The following is a 24,458-nucleotide window of genomic DNA, read 5'->3' as shown; positions in this document are numbered from 1 at the left end:
CCCAGCTCCACCCATTTCTACGACTCCCAACCTTGAAGCGGAAAAGGTTTGTGCAAGGAGCTCGTATGTCGCAACGCCCTTTAGCCTCCACTACCAATGGCCGCCTCAACCTTGAGCAGCAGCGCAAGCGCGCCAAGGAACTGTTGTCGCAGCTGAAAAGCCTAGACCCCAGCGCAACCTTGTCCCAGGCTCAATGGCAGGTAGCCAAACAGCTGGGCTTCGCCAGTTGGCCCAAGCTCAAGGCCCACGTCGACGCCCTCGACTTTGCCGCCCGCCACCCTGGTTTCGATGCCAGCGATGAATCCCGCACCACCCACTGGCGCTGTGGCAACGATATTGCCCACAGCCTGCAACTGGCCGGGTTCAAGGGACAGTTCCGGATGCTCACGGACCCGTTGTGCTTGGGGCCAGTGCGTGAACTGCCCAGCGAAGCGTTCCGCGCGATGCGCAGTACCTTTATCAGCCAGGCCTTTGCCCTTGACTCCACTGAAGTTGCGCATCGCATCAACGATGAATACAACCAACTACAAGCCTTGAACAACGCCGATCCCAGTGTGCTGTGGTGCGAGGCGGACGCCTACGATCAATTGTTCCTGGTCCGCGCCCTGGCTGGCCTTGAGCAGGCGCCGCGCAAGCTGGAGCTGATTGAGGCAGACCGAATTCCCGGAGTCGAGCGATTTATCGGCATAGGCCAATTGGCCCCCGATGTGCTGGCCTGGCTCTGGCCGCAGCGGCGCTTGATCGACGACGACGCAGTGCAGTTGGCCAAACGGGTCTGGTCGGCTTACTGCGACAGCTCACCGCTCAACCTCGCGGAACTGGCCCATGGCAATCACCCTGCCCTGCCTTTTCTGGCACCGGCGTTACGGCGCCAGCTACAGGAGTTGCCGGGTATCGAGGACGGTTTGTCACTGACTGAACGTTTGTCCCTGAGGTATATCGCTGAGGCCGGGCCTGTGCCTTTCGGTCGGGTGTTTGCCGAGTTGATGGCCAAGCGCGAGCCACTGCCTTTCCTGGGCGATATGATGTTTCACGCGCTGCTGCGCCCATTGATTGATGGGACGGCGCCGCTGCTGATCGAGGCCGAAACGGACGTGGAGTGGCCGCGCCGCGTATTGGCGTTGACGCCACTGGCGCATCAGGTACTGGACGGCAATGCCTGCTGGCTGGAGCACGCCAGCCATGAGCGCTGGGTCGGTGGTGTGTGCCTGCGGCCACGGCAACCTCATTGGGCACTGGGCCTTGATGATCTGCCCGTCTGGCGTGACTGATGCTGCGCGATACGATCAGCGCTTGGGAAACAACCCCACGGCACATGCCACCACAGTCGGGTCGCCCTGGTAGACCGCCCGCGGGCTCATCGAAGGCTGGGGCGCTCGGCCGTCCACGGCGCGCAGCATGGGCCACTCAGCGGTCGGAGAACTGTGTGCCGGATCGACAATTTCCATGCAGCGACGCAGAGAGGTGAAGTCTGGCGACTGTGACAACGACAGGTGCAGGGTCTGGCTGACCGAGACCGACACTACCGAGCGCTGCGCACATTGCCCGTCATAGATCAGCGTGTGGCGGATCAACGGGTTGTCATGGCAGTACTTGAGCAGGTTGACCTGCCGCGAGTGCACCAGCGCAGTGTTGATGATCAGCAGGTCAAACGCCACAACGCCCGAGCGTGTCAGTGCCTGCAACTCGTCGAACGAACTCAACGGGGCGATGCGGTGATAGCCCAGCTGGTTGAGCATTTTCTCGATCTTGATCCGTTGCAAAAGCTCTGCATCGGCAATCAGAAGGCGTAACGCTTTATTGGACATAGGGTAAACCTGACAGTTGGGCATCCGCGTCGATCATTCAACGCTGAGCAAAGTAACCGTCAGGGGTGAACCCTGACTTTAAGGCGATTCTGAAACGGCAATCCGGGGCACACCGTACTTTTAAGAATCGCCTCAAAGCCTTCGCGCCACTCGCTACCTACCATGGGCTGCGTTCCCTTACCCGACCATGGAATTACCGTGTTCATGTTTCTACTCAGAATGGTGCTGCTGGCCTGCGGGTTGCTGGTGCTTGCGCCCCCGCCTGCCGATGCGGCGCTGAAGATCGAAGGCACCCGCCTGATCTATTTCGGCCAGGACAAGGCCGCCGGTATCAGCGTGGTCAACCAGGCCTCGCGGGAAGTGGTGGTGCAAACCTGGATCACCGGCGAGGACGAATCAGCCGACCGCACCGTGCCCTTTGCCGCCACCGAGCCATTGGTACAACTGGGCGCCGGGGAGCATCACAAGCTGCGCATCCTGTATGCCGGTGAGGGCTTGCCCAGCGATCGGGAATCGCTGTTCTGGCTCAATATCATGGAGATCCCGCTCAAGCCTGAAGACCCCAACAGCGTGCAGTTCGCGATCCGCCAGCGGCTCAAGCTGTTCTATCGGCCCCCCGCACTCCAGGGCGGCTCGGCCGAGGCGGTGCAGCAATTGGTATGGAGCAGCGACGGACGCACGGTGACGGTCAACAACCCCAGCGCCTTCCACCTGTCGCTGGTCAACCTGCGAATCGACAGCCAGACGCTCAGCGATTACCTGCTGCTCAAGCCCCATGAACGCAAAACCCTGACCGCGCTCGACGCTGTGCCCAAGGGCGCCATTCTCCACTTCACCGAAATCACCGATATCGGTTTGCAAGCCCGTCATAGCACGGCGCTCAACTGATAAATCACGGGGTATTTATACCAATGTCACTGACCAAACGCTGTTTACCCCTACTGATATGGGCCTGCGCGGTCCTGCCCGCCACCAGCCACGCACTGGCCTGCCGCGAGGACGGCACCAACTCGATCATCACCCAGGAAGCGCTGGGCACGGCGCTGGCAGTCGCCGCCGACGCACCCAACGGCACCATCATTTGGGAATCCGGCCCGCGCTCGACCAATGTCATCTGCAAGGACGACTACCTCCACGGCCGTGAGGAAGTGTATTTCTATGTCAACCCGGCCAGCGTGAGTATCGGCACCGGGATCCGCGTGGGCATTCGCTATAACAACCAACCGATTACCCAAAGCACCGGTAAGGTCGGTACCGGTTTCTTCTCCGACCGAGGCTGCAATTTGTCCAACTGCGTGGGCTGGGACAAGGCGCGCTTCACCCTCAATTTCAGCGTGTTCATCGAGAAGTACGACCCCACGCCACCGAGCGGCCAGGCCAGCACCCTGACCTCTTACCGCGTGTTCCAACTGGACGGCGTGCGCGGGCTCAACTCACGACCCAACAGCAACTTCAATTATGTGGTCACTGGCATGAACGATATCCGCTTCGTGCCTTGCACTCCCGAACTGACCATCAGCCCCAGCGTGGTCAACTTCCCCACACCTTCGCGCAAAGCCTCGATCGGTGAAGTCGCCAGCAGCGCAAACTTCAGCCTGAACCTGCGCAAAGGTTGCGACACGCCCTATACCGTCAGTGCACGCTTCGCCACCACGCCGGGCGGCGGCAGTGTGAACAATGGCCTGCTGGTGCCGGACAACAACAGCTCAGTCGGCATCTCGCTGTCTCGCGCCGAGAGCCAGCAGCAACTGCCCTTCAATAACTGGTTCACGCTGCAGGAGCTGATGGGCCTGGGCCAGAGCCACGATGAATTCCGCGCCGACCTCAAGTGGCGCACCCTACCGATTCCCGGAGCGTTCGACGCTGCCGTAGTGGTGGATATGTACTACAAGTAGGTGATTTTTAAGGATCGTCTTATGCCACCGGCAGAGGCCCAGACGTAAAGTCTGCCGATGCGATTGAAAAGTTATCTGCTCCAGATCAACCCCGTCCTCTCCCGACCCGAAGCAGCCAGAAGGCTGCTTCGTATTTTTGCGAGCGTGCTGCTGGTAGGCATCCTCAGCGGGGTCTATACCTTTTTGCTGTCGACCTTCAACAACGACATATCCCAGCGCCGCGGCTACATGAGCAGCGCCATTGCCGAAGCCCATACCTTTTTCACCAACCGCCAAGCCCTGCTCGAAAGCCTGAGCCTGTCGGCAGTGCGCAAGCAGTCCAGGGTCTATCCGTCCTCGGCCGAAGAACAACACCTGGAATTGGGCGACACATCGGGCAACCAGTGGAGCATCTGGCTGACCGCACGCATGCGCGACTACCTCAAGGCCACACAGCTGAACCTACTCTATGTAAACGCCGGCCCCAACCCGCAAGTGATGCGCCTTTACGACGCCACCGCGCAGGTATTGCCGATTTCCAAATGTATGCTCAACCGCCTCAAGGCTCTGCAGCACACCGACCCGGCCACGCTTAACGAACTTTGGCTGAGCGACAGGACTGAACAGCACTCGCACCTGTATATCTTCATCCGCCTGGACGAGCGTGATCGCGACTCCGGCTGGCTCGGCCTGGAGATGGATAGCCGTGAAGTCTCATCGACACTCAGCGACCAGAGCGCCGGTGAGTTCATGATGCTCAATTCCCAGGGCATGCTGGTGTTCACCAACAGCACCGATACACAGTTGAGCCAGCAACACCTGAGGCCCGGCGAAGACAGTTTTTTCGGTTTTGTCGGCAGCGGCTGGCTGCCCGACCACCTGGTGATTCGCAAACACCTGAAGTCCTCTGAATGGCAGTTGATGTACTCCATCGACCTGCGTGCGGTGGTCACCGGCCTGTGGAAACAGCTGCTCGGTTCGCTGCTGTTCTGCCTGTTCAGCCTGACACTGATCTGGCTGGTGATGCGCCGCGTCGATCAGCGTTTCATCATTCCGTCGATCCATCGCATCCAGGCGTTGATCGAAAGCGAAGCCTTCGGCCGCGATGTGATCCAGACCGCGCCAGTGGCCCTTTGCGTGCTGCGCCGCACCGACGGCCAGGTGGTACTGGAAAACACCCTGGCCCAGCAATGGCTGGGTAACGGGCCGGAGCGCGAGGCGCTGCGCGCCGGCTGGATCGAGCAAGCCTTTGCCAACGGACCTTCCGAGCGCAGTGACTACTTTGAAACCATCGACGGCCGTCACCTGTACCTGAGCAGTGCACCGACCCGCTACAAAGGCGAAGACGTGCTGTTTTGCGCCTTCAGTGACATCAGTGCGCGCAAGCAGGTCGAGGCGGCGCTGGAAGAGGCGCGGCAATCGGCGGACGCAGCCAACGCGGCAAAAACCCTGTTCCTGGCGACCATGAGCCATGAAATCCGTACACCGCTGTATGGCGTGCTCGGCACCCTGGAACTGCTGGCGCGCACGCAACTGGATGCACAACAAAAGGACTACTTGCAGGCGATCGAAGGCTCATCGTCGACCTTGCTGCAACTGATCTGCGATGTGCTGGACGTATCGAAGATCGAGGCCGGGCAGTTGGCACTGGAGATGGGCGAGTTCTCGCCGCTGGACCTTGTGCATGAAATCATCCAGGGCTACGCCGCAGCCGCCCACGCCAAGGGCCTGCAGCTGTATGCCTGCTTCGATCCCAAGCTGCCGGAACGCCTGATCGGCGACGTAACGCGCATCCGCCAGATTCTCAATAACCTGCTCAATAACGCGGTGAAATTTACCGACTATGGGCGCGTGGTAATGCGGGTCAAAGTGCTGGGCCGCGACGGGGAACGCTCCAGTCTGTTGTGGCAAGTCTCGGACACCGGCAAAGGTATCGCCCAGGAAGACCAGGCGATGATCTTCGAGCCGTTTTACCAGAGTGAAGGCAATACCAATGTGGTCGCCGGCACCGGCCTGGGCCTGCCTATCTGCCAGCGCCTGACGGAGTTGATGAACGGCAATATCCGCATGGTCAGCGAACTCGGCCTGGGCAGCAGTTTCAGCCTGATCCTACCGTTGGAAGAAGCATCTGTTCCACCGATGACACCGTTGCTGGCTGAGACCATTTACGTGGCCTCGCCGATCCCGGAACTGGCAAACGCGATCGCCGGCTGGTTGCGCCGCTGGGGCGCAAGGGCCCAGGCCGGCTTGCCGACGCTGGCGGACACGCATCTGCTGTTGCAAGTGCACCCCGGCAGCGTCGACCCGTTGCTGGTGCCCGAGTGGCCCGGGCCGGTGATTCACGTGAGCAGCAACGCCTGCCCCGGCGTAGAAGCCGACGCCGGCGCCTGGCACGTCAACCTCAACCACCTGGGGGCTATTCATCAGGCCGTGAGCCAGGCGCAAGGGCTATGGGTGGCCCGTGCCGATGAGCAAACGCACCGGCGGGATCTGAACAAACTCAACCTGCACCTGCTGGTGGCCGAGGACAACATCATCAACCAGCTGATTTTGCGTGATCAACTGGAAGAACTCGGCTGCACCGTGGAGCTGGCGGCCGACGGTCAGCAAGCGTTGCAGCTCCACACCGCCGGCAACTTCGACGTGGTGTTGACGGATGTGAACATGCCCCATATCAACGGCTATGAACTGGCGCGTGAACTGCGGCGCCAGGGCTGCACGTTGCCGATTATTGGGGCCACCGCCAACGCCATGCGCGGCGAGGCCGACCTGTGCCTGGCCGCCGGCATGAACCATTGCCTGGTCAAACCCTTTGCGTTGCGGGCTCTATTCAACTCCCTGGCGCCTTATGCACGGATCACCCATGAAGCCCCTTAGTATTTTGATTGTCGAGGACCATCCCCTGCAGCATGTCTACCTGCAGAACTTGCTCAGCGAGTTGGGAGACTTCCTGCTCGAAACCGCCGAGGATGGCAAAGAAGCGCTGGAGCGCCTGCGCCAGCGGGACTTCGACCTGGTACTGACCGACCTGCTGATGCCCGGCATGGACGGCGTGCAGTTTATCCAGTGCCTGGCCAGCCTGCGCTGCAAGCCGGCGCTGGCAATCATGAGTGCGGCGTCGAGGCGCATGCTGATGGCGGCCAGCCTAGTGGCGAAAAACCTCGATGTGGAAGTGCTTGGCCTGATTTCCAAGCCCGTGAACGCCGAAGCCTTACGCACCCTGGTCAACCAACTCAGGAACAGGGTGCGCACGCCTACCCCCGAACTGCCCGAGCACATGGACATCGACCGTCACACGCTGGTGCAGGCCATGAGCAGCGGCCAGTTCCAGGCCTGGTTCCAGCCGAAAAAATCCCTGGCCAACGGCCGTATCGTCGCCGCCGAAGCCCTGGTGCGCTGGATGCACCCCGAACAAGGCGTGATGCTGCCTGCCGCGTTCCTGCCGGCAATCAAGGCGTTCGCACTGGAGGAGCGGCTGTTGTGGCTGGTGCTCAAGCAAGCGATCCACGCCCAGGAACACTGGCGCCAGCGCGGCTATGAAATTCCGGTGTCGATCAACCTGCCGACCCACTTGCTCAACAGCCATGACCTGGCCGACCGTTTGCTGGAGTTCGTGCTGCACCACGATGGTATCCCGGGAATGATCTGCTTCGAGTTGATGGAATGTTCGGTGCCGCAGGACATCAGCAATTTCTACGCCGGCGCCTGCCGATTGCGGATCAAGGGGTTCGGTTTGTCCCAGGATGATTTCGGCAAGGGCTACAGCTCCTACCTCAATCTGGTGTCCACGCCATTTACCGAACTGAAGATCGACCAGGCACTGGTGCAGGGCAGCCACGACAACGAAGGCATCGCCCAGGCATTGGCGAGCATTATCGCGCTGGGCCGCAAGTTGGGTCTGACGGTGGTTGCCGAGGGCGTGGAGACCCCGCAGCAATTGGCGCTGCTGCGCAAAATCGACTGCAATCAGGTGCAGGGTTTCCTGATCTCTCACGCAGTGTCTTCGGACCAATTTCAGCAACTACTGAACAATGATGGCCCCGCGACATCTCACTAGCTGGCGGCCACGATCATAAGGAGTAAGCTCCATCCAGTGCCGATTTATCCTGCGCCTGCGGAAACCCCTGATGAAGCACAATAACGCGATTCTCGAAGCCTTTACCCGCAGCTCATTGCGTCTGAACAAAGGCTTGATGGTGTTGATGGGAGTCGCGTTGCTGCTGATGCTGACCAATTACTGGTCTCTGCACCGAGGCGTCGAAGTGCGCTACAGCGCAATGCGCTTTCACTTTGCGCGGCTGATGGAAAACCTCGCAGAACAGCAAACCTACCTCAAGAGCCTGACACACCCCGGCATCCAGGCCGAACTGCTGCGCGCCACCCACGTGCAGGTCAGCCTTAAAAGCCGCATGGTCGACAACCGCCGCACACTGTACGAAGGCCAGAAGTATTCGTTTTCGGTGCCATTCAGCGTCAAGTTCGATGAACAGCAGATCAGCACCGCCGCCAGGCCGCCGATTTTTGCCCTGGGTGCGCACTTGACCAGCTACTACAGCGCCTTCTGGTCCTCGTCGCCGTACGAGGCGCCGCAAACCTTTGTGCTCAATCGCCAGGCCGACTACGCCATCACCATTCCGTCCGTGGGCTATCAGCACCGGGAAAACCCCGAGGATACCGACAACCCGGTGGCCCGGGTCAACGCCGTGCAGCAAATCCTTGCACAGGCGCCGCAGCCACTGGAGCAGAATCGGGTGTATTGGCAGGCCGGCCCCGAACCCGAGCATTTACTGGCCTACATCGGCCTGCCACTCGACGCCCAGGGCCAGGCTGTGATCGGCACCCTGCTCGACGTGTCGCAGGTCGACGATGTACAGCGCGCGCTGAATCACTCGGCGTTTGATCGCTTTACCCTGATTGGCCCTGACGGCAACCGGTTGATTGGGCCAACCACCCAGGCGCAGCTCAGCGATGGTGTGCATTTCACGGCCGACGGCTTTGAATTCAAGGTCACCGAGGCCGGCGACCAGCCCTGGAGCGCGGTCTATGGCCTGAACTACTCGCACTTCTTTCACTCCGCATTGTGGCCGTTGAGCACCATGGCGTTGCTGCTGTTCAGCCTGATTACACTGGGTTGGGCTGGCAGCCGATGGTATCGACGCCAGGTGATCACCCCAGCACAACTGGCCCACGAACGCATCGCCGAAAGCGTGGCGTTCAGCCGCGTGATCATCGACACCGCACCTACTGGGTTATGCGTGGTGCGACGCAGCGATGGCAAGGTATTGATCGAAAACCAGCGCGCCCAGCAATGGCCGGGCACCTCACGCCTGGTGCAGGCCATGGCCGGTAAGCACGATGGCGCCGAGAGCGGTGAGACGCACTTGGAGATCGAGGGCCGGCACCTGCAGATCGGCTTTGTGTCGACCCGTTATCAGGCTCAAGACGTACGCCTGTATGCATTCAACGATATCACCCGGCACATCGAAGACGCCCAGGCCCTGGAAGAGGCACGTCATGCCGCCGATGCGGCCAGCGAGGCCAAGACGCTGTTCCTGGCAACCATGAGCCATGAGATCCGCACGCCGCTGTATGGCGTGCTCGGCACCCTCGAATTGCTCGGCCTGACCGACCTCGACCCGCACCAGAAAACCTACCTGCACACCATCCAGCGTTCGTCCGCCACACTGTTCCAACTGATCAGTGATGTGTTGGATGTCTCGAAGATCGAGTCCGGGCAAATGGCGATAGAAGCCGTGGATTTCTGTCCGCTGGACATGCTCGAAGATACCTTGCACACCTACGCCGCCTTCGCCCGGCGCAAGGGGTTGCAGCTTTACAGTTGCATCGACCCGCAGTTGCCGAACTGCCTGATGGGCGACCCGATGCGCATCCGCCAGGTCCTCAATAACCTGGTGAGCAACGCCATCAAGTTCACCGACTTTGGGTGCGTGGTGATTCGTGCCAGGGTGGTGGGCAGCGACGCCAATAATGTCGACCTGGAATGGCAAGTCACCGATTCCGGCGTGGGCATTGCCGAGGCGCAGCAGGCCAAGCTCTTCGATCTGTTCTACCAGGCACCGGACACCGCCAGCGAAGGCGGCACCGGGCTGGGCCTGCCGATCTGCCGATGGCTGGCGCAGATGATGGACGGCGAAATCCGCGTGGTCAGCGAGCCCGGACTGGGCAGCAGCTTTACCCTGAAAATGCGCTTGCCACTGTGTTGTGGCGCACTGACCAACCTGCCGCTGATCGAACCCAGCCCGACGCCGGTGTACGTGCAGGCACCGGTACGCGAACTGGCGCAGGCAATGAGTGACTGGCTCAACCGCTTGGGCATCACCGCCGCCCGGGCCGCGCCCCCCCAGGACAAAGACAGTCACCACGCGGTACTGGTAGATCTGTTACCTGGCGAGCCCCCCAAGCCATGGGCCGGCCAACGTGTGCTCTGCCTGCCCGGTGCGCACAGCCCGCCGCTGCACACGGCGCAAGGCTGGGTGGTGGATATGCACGACATACGCACCATCGCCGCCACCGTATCACTGGCGCAGCACGGCAGGCACGAGCAACCCACGGCGACCCGGCCACAAAGCGCCGGGCGGCTGGAGCTGCGCATCCTGGTGGCCGAGGACAACCCGGTCAACCAGGCGATCATCAAGGAGCAACTGGAGGCGCTCGGTTGCTCGGTGAGCCTGGCTGCCAACGGTGAACAGGCGTTGCAGTTATGGCAACCGGAGGCCTTCGACCTGGTGCTGACCGACGTGAATATGCCGTTGATGAATGGCTATGAACTGGCCAGGACCTTGCGTGAGCATGATCCACAGTTGCCGATTGTCGGCGTGACCGCCAATGCAATGCGCGAGGAAGGCGTACGTTGCCTGGCAGTGGGCATGAACGCCTGGATCGTCAAGCCCTTGAGCCTGCAGACCCTGCGCGACCAGTTGATCAAACTGTGCAAGATCAAGTCGCCGGTTGAGCCTGACGCCCAGGTATTCGACGACCGCGTGCAACTGTCGGACAAGATGCGCCCGCTGTTCATCAGCAGCGTGCAGCAGGATGTGCAGCGCATCGGCGTGGCACTGGTCCAGCGTGATGCCCGCGGCCTCGGCCAATTGCTGCACTCGATCGCTGGGGCCCTGGGCGCAGTGCAGGCGCTCAGCCTGGCCCAGGCCTGCATCGAACTGGAAAGCGCACTTAACCGCGGCAGCCTCGACACAACGCTTGAGCTCAAGGTGAAGACTGTGATGCAGCGTCTGTCGGCCGTTCTGGAGACTCTCCAGCCCGGGCACTCTTCACTCACTTGAACTGGCACTACGGACGGCCCTTTATGAAAAAATTCAACGTGGTAATCGCGGACGATCACCCGATCGTGTTGCTTGGCGTTCGCGAACTGGTAGAGCGTGACATACGTTTTCAAGTCGTCGGCGAGGCCGTGTGTTCGGCCGGCCTGATCGAGCTGTTGCAGCATCAAGGCGCTGACATCGTGATTACTGACTACAACATGCCAGGCGACTCGCCTTATGGCGATGGCCTGAAGCTGGTGGAGTACCTGAAACGACACTTCCCGCAGGTACAGATCCTGATCCTGACCATGATCTCCAACCACCTGATCCTCACCCGCCTGCAAGAGCTGGGCGTGGTCGGCATCATCCAGAAAAGCCAGTTGCATACCGAGATTCAACTGGCACTCAAGGCGATCGCCCAGGACAGCGACTATCGCAGCCTGGAGCCGCCAAAGACCTCGGTAATAGAGACCCTCACGGCAATTGACGAGCGCTTTACCAGTTTGTCGCCCAAAGAGTTCGAGATCCTGCGCCTGTTTATTTCCGGCATGAGCGTGAGTGACATTGCGCGCCGCCAGAACCGAAGTTCAAAGACCATCAGCGCACAAAAGATATCGGCCATGCGCAAACTTGAAGTCAGCAGCGACCAGGACCTACTTGCTTATTGCCTGGAACGTAACATCTTCAACTAACGCATAACTTTCAAGCCATTCCTGGACAATGGCTTTGCCCTTTATTTTCAAGCCTTTCACCGCTGCAACAGCACAAATAACCTGCCCACCCCAGCGCTTATAAGAATCGTCTTATTCGCTCCCGCCGCCTCGTCGCCTACTCTTTGCTCGCAGTTCAACAACAGCAAACTTTTCAACTAACACTTACGGACATCATCATGAAGAAGTTTTCCCTGGCTGTGATCGCCTCGGCCATTATCGCCGCTTCCGGCAGTGCATTTGCCGTGGATCCTGCTCCTACGCCAACCCTGGGCGGCAGCGGCAAAATCACCTTCACCGGCGTGATCAACAACGACGCGTGCTCGGTGGACGGCGCCAACTCCGACCGCACCATTTCGGTGGACATGGGCAACGTTTCGATCAAGGACATGGGCACCGCGGAAAACCCAACCGCAGGTCGTGTGACCGCCAAAGACTTCAACCTGAACGTCAACTGCAACCAGGGCACCAAGGTCGCCATGATCTTTGATGCCAACAACGGCGGTTCGGGCCTGGTCACCGGCAAAAAAGTACTGGCCCTGAACCCGGGTTCGGCCACTGCACAAAACGTCGGTATTGCCCTGCTCGACAGCAAGGGCGGTCTGATTGACCTCAGCTCGCCAAGCACCGCACGTATTGAAAGCACCATGCACGGTGCTGGCACTGAAGGCGGCGACGCCACCCTGAGCTTCGCGGCCGCCTACGTCACTACCGCAGCGGCGGGTTCGTCGACCGCCGGTCGCGGTGACGCCACCCTGCCGTTCATCCTGCAATACGAATAATTCGGCGCCCCGGGCACCGAACGCGCGAGGCCTTGCGGCCTCGCCATTGTCTTCTGATTACACCGGATAACCGTCATGCCGCCTCGTTCTATCGCCGCATGTCTGGGGCTGCTGGGCTTGCTCATGGCTACCCAGGCCGCCGCCAGCATTTCATTGAATGCCACCCGTATCGTGTTTGACGGTGACCACAAGGAAGCCAACATTACCGTGCGTAATGGTAACCAGGATGTATTGATTCAATCCTGGGTCGACATGAACGACGCCAGCGCCAGCCGCGCGCCGTTTGCCGTCACCCCGCCACTGGCACGGGTATTCGCCAAGGAACAACAACTGCTGCGCATTCTGTATGAAGGCACCGGCATGCCCACGGACCGCGAGTCGGTGGTGTGGCTCAATGTGCAGGAAATCCCCAAGGCCAGCGAGGCCGAGAACACCTTGCAGTTGGCCATCCGCCAACGCATCAAGATTTTCTACCGCCCTGCCGGTCTTACCGGCAGCGCGCTGCAAGCCCCTGCGCAGCTTGAATGGACGCTGGCCAAACACGGCAGCCAAACCCTGTTGCAGGTGAAAAACCCGACGTTGTACCACGTGTCCATGGCCGACATCAAAGTGCAGGCGGTCTTGGCCAGCGACTCCACCATGATTGCGCCCGGCGAGCAAAAACAGTTTGCGCTCAGTGCTCCAGTTGCCAGTGGGCCGGTGCAGTTGTCGTTTTCCAGCATCAATGACTACGGCGCGCAGAATCACTACAGCGCGCCGCTGACCAGCGGCACTGCGCTACCGGCGCATGCGACTGAATCGCGCCTCAACCCCTAAGCACTTTCGCTAACCCACAGGCTCACTTCGCGTGCGTGTTTGCGTGCCCGGCTGTCCGTCAATCAGGGATGTCATAGGTCTTCGCATGTCTTTTCTTTCCAGCAACAGGCCCGCACGTGGCGTACTGAAGTTGAAGACGCTGTCGCTGGCGATTACTGCCAGCTTGCCCAGCCTGGCCATGGCCGATGACGCTGCGCAAACCTTCAACACCACCTTCCTGCAAGGCTCGCAGTCGCCGGTGGACCTGCAGCAATTGCTCTCGGCCAACAGCGTGCTGCCGGGCAATTACCGCGTCGATTTGTACAGCAACGAAGTGCTGGTGGGCCGGCGTGATATCGACTTCAAGCGCAACCCTAAAAACGGCCGCGTCGAAACCTGCCTGACCCTCGACCTGCTCAAGCAACTGGGTATCGACCTGCACCGATTGCAGGCCGAGGGCAAACTTGACCCGCAGCAGCCGCAGGACTGCTACGCCCTTGCCGACATGATCGAAGACGCCAGCGTGCGCTACGACAGCAGCCGTCTGCGCCTGCTCGCGAGTATTCCGCAGGTAGCGATGCAGCGCGGCCTGCGCGGGTATGTCGACCCACAGTTGTGGGACGACGGTGTGTCCGCCGCCTTCATCAACTACCAGCTCAACAGCAGCCGCACCGCCGGCGACTACAAGACCCGCATCGCCAATAACCTGGGCCTGCGCAACGGCATCAACCTGGGGGCCTGGCGCCTGCGCAACGAGTCGAACCTGAGCGGCGGCACCGATCGCTCGAACACCTTCACCAGCAACCGTACTTACTTGCAGCATGACGTCACCGCGATCAAGGGCCAGTTCAGCGCCGGTGAGATTTTCTCCGACACCGACCTGTTCGACAGCGTGCGCTATCGCGGGGTCAAGCTCGCCTCGGATGATGGCATGCGCGCCGACAGCGAGCGCGGCTATGCACCCGTAATCCGTGGAGTGGCGCAGACCAACGCGACGGTGGAAATCCGCCAGAACGACTACATCCTCTATACCGCCAACGTCGCGCCGGGGCCATTCGAGATCAACGATATCTACCCCAGCGGCTCCAACGGTGACCTGCAAATCACCGTGATCGAAGCCGACGGTACGCGGCGGGTGACGATGCAGGCGTTCTCCAGCCTGCCGATCATGGTGCGCGAAGGCCAGGTGAAATACAGCGTCTCGGCGGGCACGTTCAAAAGCAATGCCGATGGCCTGGCCTCCCCGCGCTTTCTCAGCGGTACGCTGGCCTATGGCTTGACCAGCAACCTCAGTGGGATTGTCGGTGTGCAAGCCAGTGAGGACTACAGCGCGCTGTCGATCGGCGCCGGCAGGAACACTGCCTTCGGTGCGTTCTCCCTGGATACCACCCACTCGTCCAGCAAGGCTCAGGGGCGTACGTCCCAGGGCAGCAGCGTGCGCGCCTTGTACGCCAAGACCTTTGCCGGCACCGATACCAACTTCACCCTGGCCGCCTACCGTTACTCTACCGAGGGCTATCGCACCCTCACCGACCATGTGGAAGACAGCAGCGAAGACCTGCGCGTACGCACCGGTCACTCGAAAACCCGCACCGACCTGACCATCAACCAGAGCCTCGGGCGCAACAGCGAATTTGGCAGCCTGTATGTGAACGCCAGCGACCAACGCTACTGGAATCGCGGCGGTTCCCAGAGCTTTTCCGCGGGCTACACCGGCAACTGGGGCGATCTGAGCTACAACCTTGGCGTGACGCGCACCAAGCAGATCGTCACCTGGGGCGAGCCGAGCAGCGACACGCAGGTGAACCTGTCGGTGTCTTTCCCGCTGGGCAGTCAGGCCCGCGCGCCACGGGCGTTTGTCACCACCAGCCACCAACGCGGTGACACCACCACCCAAGCGGGCATCAATGGCTACGTGGCCGACACCAGCGACACTTTCTATTCGGTGCAGGCCGGCCACAGTGACACCAGCGGCGACTCAGGCTCGGTGAACATCAACAGTCGCACCGCCGTGGCAGACGTCAGCCTCGGTTACAGCCAGGGCCAGGGCTACAACTCACAAAACTTCAACCTCGCAGGCTCCGTGGTGGCTCATGCGGGTGGCGTCAACCTGGGGCAGACGGTCAGCGAGACCTTCGCCCTGGCCGAAATACCAGGCGTCTCTGGGGCCAAGATCAGCAGCTACAGCGGGGTGGAAACCGGTTACAACGGCTATGCGGTGGTGCCCACTGCGCAACCCTACCGGGTCAACTGGATCAGCCTGGACACTCGCGATCTGGGTGGCGACGTGGAAATCACCAACGCCACCCAGCAACTGGTGCCGCGCCGTGGCGCCATCGTGGTGGCGCATTACAGTGGCACTACCGGACGGCGGGTGTTGTTTGAGTTGTTTGATGCACAGCATCAACCGCTGTCGTTTGGTGCCTCACTGGAAGACGCCAATGGCAAGCAGTTGGCGATTGCAGATCCCAATGGTAATGCCCTGGCGCTGGTGGAAGAGGATCAGGGCACGCTGATCATCAAGTGGGGTGAGCAGCATTGTCGTGCCGCCTATACATTGCCACCGCAGAACAAGGCGCTGAACTACGAGCGCCAGGCACTGGTGTGTACGCCTTGATTGTGCGGGTGATTGCGCTACTGTGCTGGCCACGCGCCTACCCTCTGCGAGATTTGCCCATGCGTAACCTATTCCTTGCCAGTGCCTGCCTGTTGACCACCGCCCTGGCAGGCTGCCAGCAAACACCCCCGGCCAACGACCAACTCGATGCAGTGCTCTGGACCCAGACGTCCATCGAACACGAGCTGATCTACCGCCAGCTCTTCGCCAACGCTACCCGCCAACTCGATATAGCGCTGGCCGACCCCAACTGGGACGCACTGCCTTTGCCTGCGCGCAAGCTGACCGGTCTGCCGCCGGCGGTGATCGTGGATATCGACGAGACCCTGTTGGACAACGTGCCGCTCAACGCTCGCGACATCATCAACAATCAGGTCTATTCCTACGATCGCTGGAATACCTGGGTCGAGCAGGCCAAGGCTCAGGCGCTGCCGGGTTCCGTGGCGTTCCTGCAAGCGGCCAGGCAAAAAGGGATCAAGGTGTATTACCTCACCAACCGTGAACACAGCCAGGTCGCGGCCACCGCTGAAAACCTGCGTTTGCGCGGCTTTCCGATAGAGAGCGACGCACAGATCCTGGCGGCCAGCACGCCTACCGGCCACTGCGAAAGCGCAGGCTATGGCAAGAATTGCCGTCGCCAGTGGGTCGCCAGCCAAGCCCGCGTGTTGTTGATGGCCGGTGACTCGCTGGGAGATTTCGTGCAAGCCGAACACAACACCCTGGATGCACAACGCAAGGCCGTCGAACCCTATGTGAATTGGCTAGGCCAGCGTTGGTTCCTGCTGCCCAACCCGAGCTACGGCAACTGGTATAGCGCGCCGTATGGGGATGATGAGAGCTTGCCGTTTGCGCAGAAACGCAGGCTCAAGCAGCGGGCATTGCTGTTGCAGCAATAGGGTGAAGCTCTGCCATGATGATCGTTCCCACGCGGAGCGTACTTACACCGCCCTGGCCGCAATTGCCTCCACCTCCACCAACGCCCCCGGCAACGGCAACGCCACTACTTGCAATGCGGTGCGCGCCGGTTTGTTTGGCTGTTCGGGTGTGCCAAAGAACTGGGTATAGCCGCGCTGCAACCCGGCAAAATCCAGCTTGCCACCGGTCTCTTCGGCGCCGACCAGAAACACCCGTAACTGCACGATGTCGCCCAAGTCCAGGTCGTGTTGGCGCAGGATCTGGCGCAGTTTGTTGAACACTGAAACGCTCTGCACCTCGGTGTCGCCATACACCCCAGGCACCCTCGGGTCGGCGGGGTCCGGCAGCGTGCCGCTGACAAATACCAGGCTGGCTGAGGCCGGCACGGTGACGGTTTGCGAGATGGGGAATTCACCGACGCTGGTGCGTTGGATGCTGTCGCTCATGGTGTGGCTCCTCAGGATGCGGCCAACGCCGCGAGTTGGTGTTGTTGGGTGATGCGCTCGGCCAGTTGCGCGACCACATGGCGCGCCGAGTTGGCTGCCGATTCCTGCCAGATGCCCACGCCGCTTTGCACCAGGCCGTCGCCGGCGAAATACACGCGGCCATGGGGCTGTTCAAGCAAGGCGTGGGCCTGGGCTGGGAAATGTTCGCGTTGCAACCACGGGCCTTCGCTGAAGGGGATCTGCTCCCAGGACACCGCCAGTGGATTACGCAAATGCCTGGAATAACCTGGATGCAACAGCTCCACGGCGTGTCGGGAGGCGGCGTACTGCTGATCGAGCGGTTGGGCGCCAAACACGTCGGCGCCCTCGCCCGTCACGTAACCGGCCACCAGCACGCCTTCGCGGGTGTTGAGGTCGTTGCTGGGGTACCACAGCAGGCGCGCCGGGTGTTCGATCCACGACAGGCCGCCATAGGTGCGGTAGTCGGTCTCCCAAAAGCGCGGCGATTGCCAGGCCACCTTGGTCGCCTGGTCGCTGCGAGTGCTGAGCAGGGCCGCCTTGACCGGTGCGCTGAAGTCCGTATCGAGCTTGGCCAGCAGGGGCAGCGGCACGGTGGAGACCAGAAAGTCGGCACGCACCACCTGTTCACGGCCACTGTGCTGGTCGTGGTAGGTCACCGCCACGCCGTCCTCCAGCTGGCGGATCTGCCGCACCTGGGCGCCCAGTTGCACCTGCTCCTGCACGCGTCGGTAGAAGGCCTCGGTGATACGGTCCATGCCGCCCACCGGCTGGAACATGGTGGCCGAGAATTCCGGGAATTCGGTGTGTAACAGAGCGCCCCAGAGTTCCGGGTGCAGCAAGCGGTCCAACCCCAGCGGTATATGGCGGGCGGGCAAGGCGCCAGGGTGGGCGGCAGATTCAAGGTGCCCGGAGCGTAGGGTGCCTTCAAAAGCCAGCTCTTGGGACAGGTCACCGTACACCTGCAAAAAACCGAGCAGACGTGTGCGCTCTTCGCCACTTAATACATCATCGAGAGCGTCGCGTTGCACCGCCTTGGCCAGCAACCCCGACAGATGCCCGCGGGTATCGTTGAGCGCCTGGCCGACGCTAAACGCTGCCTGGCTCAGGTCCGGTCGCACCTGGGCGCCATGGCTGCTGTTGACCAGCACTTCCAACGGCACGCCCAGTTCACTGCAATAGTCGAGGATCGTGCGGTGCTGGCTGGGAATGCGCGCCGGCCCGGCGTTGAAATACTGGCCAGGGTCAAACCCCACCGTCTGCGAGCGACCGTCCTTATAGTCCACGCGGTCGCCGTTACGCAGAGTCCAGGTGCGGCCACCCACGCGCTCGCGGGCCTCCAGCACCTGCACGCTGAAGCCCGCGCGCGTCAACTCCAGCGCAGTGACCAACCCAGCAATCCCGGCGCCCAGCACCAGTACACGGGTGCCCTGCCCCAGGCCGTCCTTGAGTTTCAGTGGTTGCGGTCGACGGTGTGACGATGGGCCCAGGCCCAACACTGCCAGTGCATCCTTGACCCCTTTCTCACCGCCCACCGCTGCGATACTCGACAGCGCTTCACGTCGTGTCAGTCCCATGTCTGTGCCTCCTTAATCCGCCAGCCCAGGCGGGTTGATCAGCGACTGGTCGACCCGTTCCACATCCAGGCCCCAACGTTGCAGCACCTGCGCATATTGCCCCCCGGCAATCGCACCTTGCAGGGCAGTGTGAATCGGTTTGACCAGGCCGTTGTCCTTGCGCGTGGTCACCGCGATATCCGCCTGCAACGGCCAGCCACCGTTGACGGTGCCGACGCGCTTGATGCCGCCGGTGATCGCCGCCGAATAGGCGTACACCGAGTTCGGCCCGAACAGTGCGTCACTGCGCCCCGACTGCACCGCCAGTTGTGCGGCGGCCTGGTCGTCGAAGTACTGCAACAACGCAGGTTTGAGGCCGGCTTTCTCATTTGCCTCGTTCCAGGCCAGCAGGACTTTTTCCTGGTTGGTGCCGGAGCCGACAATGATCTTCAGCCCGGCAATGTCCGCCGCCTGCTTGATCTCGTTGATCTTGCTGGTGCTCTTGACGTAAAACCCGAGCACATCCTGGCGGTAGGTGGCGAAGTCGAAGCGCTTTTTGCGCGCCTCGGTCACGGTGACGTTGCTGATCACCGCGTCGTATTTGCCCGAGCTGACGCCCAGGGGCCAGTCTTCCCAACTGGTTTGCACCACGTTGAGTTGCAGGCCAAGGCTGTCGGCCACCAATTGGGCGGTGTCGGCCTCGCTGCCGATGGTGGTCTTGTCGTCACTGGCCAGCAGTGCCAGCGGTGGCCCGGCTACGCCGGAGACGGCCACGGTGAACTTGCCCGGCTGGGCGAACTTGAAGCCTGGCGGGATCTGCGCGATGGCCGCGTCATTGCGTGGCGCATGGATGCGCGGGCGGTCGGGGCTGAGGTCCACCGGTTGCACGGCGAATGCGCTGTGGGCCGTGGCCCCGGCAATTGCCAACAGGGCGACACGGGCAGTAGTGATAAACATGGGCAGTCACTCCTTGAACTAAAGCACTTTGCCGAGAAAGGCCTGGGTGCGGGGATGTCGGGGTTGGCGAAAAATCTGTTCAGGCGGGCCTTCTTCGATCAGTTGACCGTCGCAGAGGAACACCACGTGGTCGGCCACTTCGCGGGCAAAGCCGATCTCATGGGTGACGATCACCAGGGTCACGCCCAGTTGGGTCAAGCCCTTGATCACGTCCAGCACCTCGCCCACCAGTTCCGGGTCGAGGGCTGAGGTGGGCTCGTCGAACAGCAGCACTTTGGGGTCGAGCGCCAAGGCCCGGGCGATGGCGACGCGTTGCTGTTGGCCGCCGGAGAGCTGGCGCGGATAGGCGTCGGCCTTATCCGCCAGGCCGACCTTGGCGAGTAATTCATCGGCCTTGTCACGGGCCTGCACCCGGCTCCAGCGCTTGTGCGCCAGGGGCGCTTCGGCGATGTTTTCCCAGGCGGTGAGGTGGGGAAACAGGTTGAAGTTCTGGAACACGAAGCCCACGTCGATGCGGCGCTTGAGGATCTCGCGTTCGGTGAGTTCAAACAGCAGGTCGCCTTTGCGCCGATAACCGACGTATTCACCGTCGATGGTGATATGCCCGCTGTCGATCTTCTCCAAGTGGTTGATGGTGCGCAGCAAGGTGGACTTGCCCGAGCCGGACGGCCCGAGGATCACCGTGACCTTGCCAGGGTCAATGCTCAGGTCGATGTGATCGAGTACCTGCTGGTTGCCAAAGCGCTTGCCCACGCCCTGGATTTGAATGCGCCCGGCGCGTGCTTCAGGCATGGGCCTTCTCCTTGAACCAGCGGCGCACGCGCTGCAGCGGCGTGGGTGGCAGCACCCGCGCGGTGCCCCGGGCGAAGTGGCGCTCGACGTAGTACTGGGCGCTGGTGAGCGCGGTGGTGATGATCAGGTACCAGACCGTGGCGACGATGAGCAACGGGATCACCGCCTGGGTGCGGTTGTAGATGACCTGCACGGTGTAGAACAGCTCGGGCAAGGCCAGCACGTAGACAATCGAGGTGCCCTTGACCAGGCCGATGATTTCGTTGAACCCCGACGGCAAGATCGAGCGCAGCGCCTGGGGCAAAATGATCCGGAAGATGCGTCGAGAGGCCGGCAACCCCAAGGCCGCCGCCGCTTCATGCTGGCCGGCATCTACACCGATCAGCCCACCGCGAATGATCTCCGCCGCGTAGGCCGCCTGCATCAGGCTCAAGCCCAGGACGGCCACGGTAAATTGGCTGAGCACATCCACGGTCGACCACTCGGCGAACACCAGGTCGGTGAACGGCACGCCTAGCACGATGTGGTCGTACAGGTAGGCAAAGTTGTAGAGGATGATCAGCACCAGCAGGGCCGGCATCGAGCGGAAGAACCAGATATAGCCCCAGGCCAACGCCGCCAGCAACGGCGAACCCGACAGCCGCGCCAGGGCCAGCGCGGTGCCCAGCAGGATGCTGAACACTGTGCTCAGCAGCGTCAGCAGCAACGTCTGGCCCAAGCCGCGCAGCACCGAGGGCGAGAAGAACCACTGGCCGAACACCCCCCATTCCCAACGCGGGTTGCTGGCCAGGGAGTGCACGATGGCGAGCAACACCAGCGCGGCGAAAATCGACCCGGCCCAGCGCCAGGGGTGTCGGGCCGGCACCACGCGCAACGCCTTGATGGGCGTGGCCGCACGGCGCTGGCGCAGCGGTTGGGCGCTGACTTCATCCAGCAGGTCGTAGGGTTTGGCAACAATGGGCATGTTCTTTTCCTCGCAGGCCTCAGAAGGCGTAAGTCAGCCGGGTGTAGTAATACCCGCCGGTAAAACCGTAGGGCGAATAGGTGCCGTAGCTGGCAACCATGGTGCTGCTCGGCACCCCTTGTTTCTTGGGATAGAGGTCGAACAGGTTCTTGGCGCCGATGGCGATGTTCAGGTCTTTGGTGAGGCTGTAGCCAAGGTCGAGGTCGGTGATCCAGCGGGCGTTGTAGACCCGGTCCAGATCACGATTGGCCGATGAGTTCACTTCCTTGTACGAGCCGTAGCGGGTCAGGGCCAGGTTGAGATTGAAGCGCTCGATGCGCCAGTCACCGCCCAGGATCAGCTTGGTGTTGGGTTGCACGCCGGTGATCAGGTTGCGCGCCTGGCGGTCCATCAGGTCGTAGGAGGTACCGAGGATGTCGGTAGATTCCTTGTAGTTGAGGATTTTGGTCTGGTTCCAGTTGAACGCGACGGTCCACTTCAGCGCGCCGAACGCGCCCAGGTCCTGGTTATAGCTGCTGACCAGGTCCAGGCCTTTGGTGCGAGTGTCGGCTCCGTTGATAAAGTACTGGCCGCCAGAGGTGGAGTTGATACCGTTGTTCTGCAATACCTGGGTGACCTCAGGGCCCAGTAAGGTGCCGGTTAGGGTGATGCGGTCACGCAGGTTGATCACGTAGGCATCGGCGGTGAAGCTCAGGCGGTCGGTGGGTGTGAGCGTGAAACCGAGGCTGAAGTTGGTAGAACGCTCGGGCTTGAGCTCCTGCGCGCCTAGTGCCTGGGCCGCCGCCGAACCCACGGGGAGCACGCCATAGTTGATCGACTGATACACCCCATCGACGACGCCATAGGTGGTGGAGCGCGCACTGAACAGGCTGTTGGCCAGGGACGGCGCACGAAAGCCATTGCTCACCGTGGCGCGCACCGCGAACTGCGGGGTGAAGTCGTAGCGGGTGGTCAGCTTGCCGCTGCGGGTAGCGCCCACGCCCTCGTTGTAATGCTCATAACGCACCGCCGTGCCGACGTACCAGTTAGGCAAGGGGTTGAAACCCACGTCCACATAACCGGCCAGGCTGTTGCGCGAGGCGCTGCTTTCTTCGTCCGGTGAAATACCATTGGTGACCTGCGCCCCGGACGATGCGCAGTTACCCGGCGCCACGCAGTAACCGCCATTGGCATAGGACGCGTAATCGCCGGCTTGCACCTCGTAGGTGTCGCGCCGATGCTCGAAGCCGTAGGACAGGTCCAAGGGCTTTTGCAGACCGATGTCGAAGCCACGCTTGAAGTCCAAGTTGGTGGTCAGCTCGGTGGAAATCCAGGTGCCGGAGGTGAAGCTGTTCGGCGTGGCTTGGCCCAGGGAAGGGTTCTGGTTGTGGGTGGTGCCCTGCTCCGCTTCGTTGCGCCCGTAGGTGGTAGACAAGTCCCAGTCCCACTCGCCCACAGTGCCCTTGCCACCGAACGCCGCCTGGAAGTCGTCCTCGTCGATGTACCAGGTCGGAGTGTACCCGGCCGGGTAACCATTGGGCCCGGTGGTGATGGTGTTGGTGATGGTCGGCAAGCGGAAGTTCTGCCCCTGCTCGGCCTTGCGTCGCGAGTAGGTGGTAAAGGAGTAGAGGCTGAGGCTGTCGTCGATCGGCAACTCGGCGTTATAGCCCAGGGTCAGCAGGTTGGTCTTGGGTGTGCCGTAGCCGCCATAGGTGGACTTGCCCGCCAGGCCATAGGCTTGCTCATAGGTGTAGCCGTTGGCGCTGGCCTTGTTGTCATCGTTCTGGCTGCGCGCATCCAGGGCCAGTTGCACGATGCCGCCATTGCCGATTTCGAAGCCCTTGTTGAGGCTTTGCTGCACGGTCTGTTTCTTGCCATCGTAGCCAAGGCCTGCGTGGGTCACCGAGGTACCGCGGGTGTCGGCCTTGAGGATCACGTTGATCACCCCGGCGATGGCGTCAGACCCGTATTGGGCCGCCGCACCATCGCGCAGCACTTCGACATGGTCGATGGCGCTGATGGGGATCAGGTCCAGATCAGCCGGCGCCGCGCCGGTGTTGATGCCGTTGATATTCAGGGTGGCACTGGTGTGGCGGCGCTTGCCATTGACCAGCACCAACACTTCGGCAGCACTCAAGCCCCGCAGGTTCGGCGCCCGGGCAATGCCGCTGGCGTCCCAACCGGTTTTTTCCGGCAGGGTCAGCGACGGAATCACCGCGCTCAACGCCTCCATCAACCCGGGCTTGCCGGTGTTTTGCAATTGCTGGGCGCTGACCACGTCAATCGGCACCGGGCTGCTAGTGACCGTGCGCTGCTCGGCGCCACGGTTGCCGGTCACAACGACCGTAGACAAAGTGCTGTCATCCTGGGCCTGCGAAGCTGCGGCGAACAGCGACAGGGTCAGGGCAGCAGTAGGTTGCAGAATGTGCTTCATATCCATTCCCAGCTTTTTCCAAATCGCAAAGTCGGGCAGACACGCGCCTGGCGCGGTGTGGCCGGTAATCAAAGGGCCGATGCGGCTTGGGCTAGGTGTGGGGCAAGCGAGGGGGTTGAAGTGGCAACATACGTTGAGCTCCCGTCCAACGACTCTGCGGCGGCGGGAGGATTACCCGGTCAGGCGCGCAGAATCTGAATCACGCTGGGTACCATCCGAGGTCAGGGGTAGGCTGTTGGGATCAAACATAACGGAATGGATTTTAAAAATATAATGCTATTTGGGCATAAGCTAATATTCTCTACTTTCATTATTTGTAAAAATAATTATTCATAAAAATGATTTTTAATCTAAGCGTGCAGAACGCTCAAAATGTGGGAGGGGCGTGCTCCCGATGACAGTGAGCCAGCCAAAATGCATTTACCGACACGCCCCCATCGCAACGGTAACTACGATGCGAAGCGAGCCGCTCTTGATCTTGATCTGCTTGTGATCTTGATCTCAGGCGCCCCGTTAAACCACGCTGGCCGA

The 24,458-nt window shown here is 61.4% G+C and carries 18 protein-coding genes; 11 read left to right on the top strand and 7 right to left on the bottom strand.

All coding sequences use genetic code 11. The features are described 5' to 3' along the window. Positions 1–65 precede the first annotated feature (65 nt). Positions 66–1,271 carry a DUF1835 domain-containing protein gene (locus tag QK296_RS21985; RefSeq protein ID WP_282391303.1) on the top strand — a complete coding sequence of 402 codons (1,206 nt, stop codon included), beginning with the start codon at positions 66–68 and terminating at the stop codon, positions 1,269–1,271. A 15-nt stretch (positions 1,272–1,286) separates the two neighbouring features. Here QK296_RS21985 and QK296_RS21980 read toward each other — a convergent pair whose 3' ends face one another. Next, entirely contained in the window at positions 1,287–1,808 is a 522-nt protein-coding gene (locus QK296_RS21980) for a hypothetical protein (protein WP_003192436.1), read from the bottom strand. A gap of 204 nt (positions 1,809–2,012) precedes the next feature. On the opposite strand from QK296_RS21980, the gene QK296_RS21975 reads away from it, so the two are divergent. The 10 genes from QK296_RS21975 (at position 2,013) to QK296_RS21930 (ending at position 16,762) form a co-directional block, all read left to right on the top strand. After that, positions 2,013–2,696, top strand: a complete 684-nt coding sequence (locus tag QK296_RS21975) for a molecular chaperone (protein ID WP_241666027.1) — start codon at positions 2,013–2,015, stop codon at positions 2,694–2,696. Between the two features lie 23 nt (positions 2,697–2,719). Continuing rightward, positions 2,720–3,703: a fimbrial protein gene (locus QK296_RS21970; protein WP_003192439.1), complete on the top strand. Its 984-nt coding sequence runs from the start codon at positions 2,720–2,722 to the stop codon at positions 3,701–3,703. Positions 3,704–3,760: 57 nt separating this feature from the next. Continuing rightward, complete coding sequence (locus QK296_RS21965; RefSeq protein WP_137204313.1) at positions 3,761–6,559, top strand: ATP-binding protein; 2,799 nt, start codon at positions 3,761–3,763, stop codon at positions 6,557–6,559. Next, positions 6,546–7,739, top strand: coding sequence for an EAL domain-containing protein (locus QK296_RS21960; protein WP_282391302.1), 1,194 nt, complete (start codon positions 6,546–6,548; stop codon positions 7,737–7,739). The genes QK296_RS21965 and QK296_RS21960 overlap by 14 nt, the downstream gene beginning before the upstream one ends. Before the next feature lie 70 nt (positions 7,740–7,809). Continuing rightward, positions 7,810–10,983 carry a hybrid sensor histidine kinase/response regulator gene (locus tag QK296_RS21955; RefSeq protein ID WP_003192444.1) on the top strand — a complete coding sequence of 1,058 codons (3,174 nt, stop codon included), beginning with the start codon at positions 7,810–7,812 and terminating at the stop codon, positions 10,981–10,983. Between the two features lie 23 nt (positions 10,984–11,006). Beyond that, complete coding sequence (locus QK296_RS21950) at positions 11,007–11,654, top strand: response regulator (RefSeq protein ID WP_003192445.1); 648 nt, start codon at positions 11,007–11,009, stop codon at positions 11,652–11,654. Positions 11,655–11,851: 197 nt separating this feature from the next. Then, a complete protein-coding gene (locus tag QK296_RS21945; protein WP_003192447.1) occupies positions 11,852–12,454 on the top strand; it encodes a fimbrial protein in 603 nt (200 codons plus the stop codon). A 75-nt stretch (positions 12,455–12,529) separates the two neighbouring features. Beyond that, positions 12,530–13,270 (top strand): molecular chaperone, encoded by a 741-nt coding sequence (locus QK296_RS21940; protein WP_003192448.1) that lies wholly within the window; start codon positions 12,530–12,532, stop codon positions 13,268–13,270. 85 nt (positions 13,271–13,355) lie between these two features. After that, positions 13,356–15,866 (top strand): fimbria/pilus outer membrane usher protein, encoded by a 2,511-nt coding sequence (locus tag QK296_RS21935; protein WP_282391301.1) that lies wholly within the window; start codon positions 13,356–13,358, stop codon positions 15,864–15,866. A gap of 59 nt (positions 15,867–15,925) precedes the next feature. Beyond that, positions 15,926–16,762 (top strand): HAD family acid phosphatase, encoded by an 837-nt coding sequence (locus QK296_RS21930; protein WP_003192452.1) that lies wholly within the window; start codon positions 15,926–15,928, stop codon positions 16,760–16,762. A gap of 42 nt (positions 16,763–16,804) precedes the next feature. Here QK296_RS21930 and QK296_RS21925 read toward each other — a convergent pair whose 3' ends face one another. From QK296_RS21925 to QK296_RS21900, 6 genes are read right to left on the bottom strand one after another with little or no spacing between them, the layout of a single operon-like run. Continuing rightward, positions 16,805–17,227, bottom strand: a complete 423-nt coding sequence (locus QK296_RS21925) for a RidA family protein (protein ID WP_034134238.1) — start codon at positions 17,225–17,227, stop codon at positions 16,805–16,807. A gap of 11 nt (positions 17,228–17,238) precedes the next feature. Beyond that, on the bottom strand, positions 17,239–18,822 hold the full coding sequence (locus QK296_RS21920; RefSeq protein ID WP_282391300.1) for an FAD-dependent oxidoreductase: 1,584 nt from the start codon (positions 18,820–18,822) through the stop codon (positions 17,239–17,241). A 12-nt stretch (positions 18,823–18,834) separates the two neighbouring features. Beyond that, positions 18,835–19,758 carry an ABC transporter substrate-binding protein gene (locus QK296_RS21915; protein WP_003192458.1) on the bottom strand — a complete coding sequence of 308 codons (924 nt, stop codon included), beginning with the start codon at positions 19,756–19,758 and terminating at the stop codon, positions 18,835–18,837. Between the two features lie 18 nt (positions 19,759–19,776). Further along, positions 19,777–20,550 (bottom strand): amino acid ABC transporter ATP-binding protein, encoded by a 774-nt coding sequence (locus QK296_RS21910; protein WP_003192459.1) that lies wholly within the window; start codon positions 20,548–20,550, stop codon positions 19,777–19,779. Then, on the bottom strand, positions 20,543–21,514 hold the full coding sequence (locus QK296_RS21905) for an amino acid ABC transporter permease (RefSeq protein WP_003192460.1): 972 nt from the start codon (positions 21,512–21,514) through the stop codon (positions 20,543–20,545). Before QK296_RS21905 ends, QK296_RS21910 begins: the two co-directional genes overlap by 8 nt. Positions 21,515–21,533: 19 nt before the next feature. Further along, positions 21,534–23,927: a TonB-dependent receptor gene (locus tag QK296_RS21900; RefSeq protein ID WP_282391299.1), complete on the bottom strand. Its 2,394-nt coding sequence runs from the start codon at positions 23,925–23,927 to the stop codon at positions 21,534–21,536. Positions 23,928–24,458 lie beyond the last annotated feature (531 nt).

It is taken from the genome of Pseudomonas sp. AL10 (assembly GCF_029960685.1).
Taxonomy (GTDB): Bacteria; Pseudomonadota; Gammaproteobacteria; order Pseudomonadales; family Pseudomonadaceae; genus Aquipseudomonas; species Aquipseudomonas lactis.
This window is presented reverse-complemented; position numbering and strand designations above follow the sequence as displayed.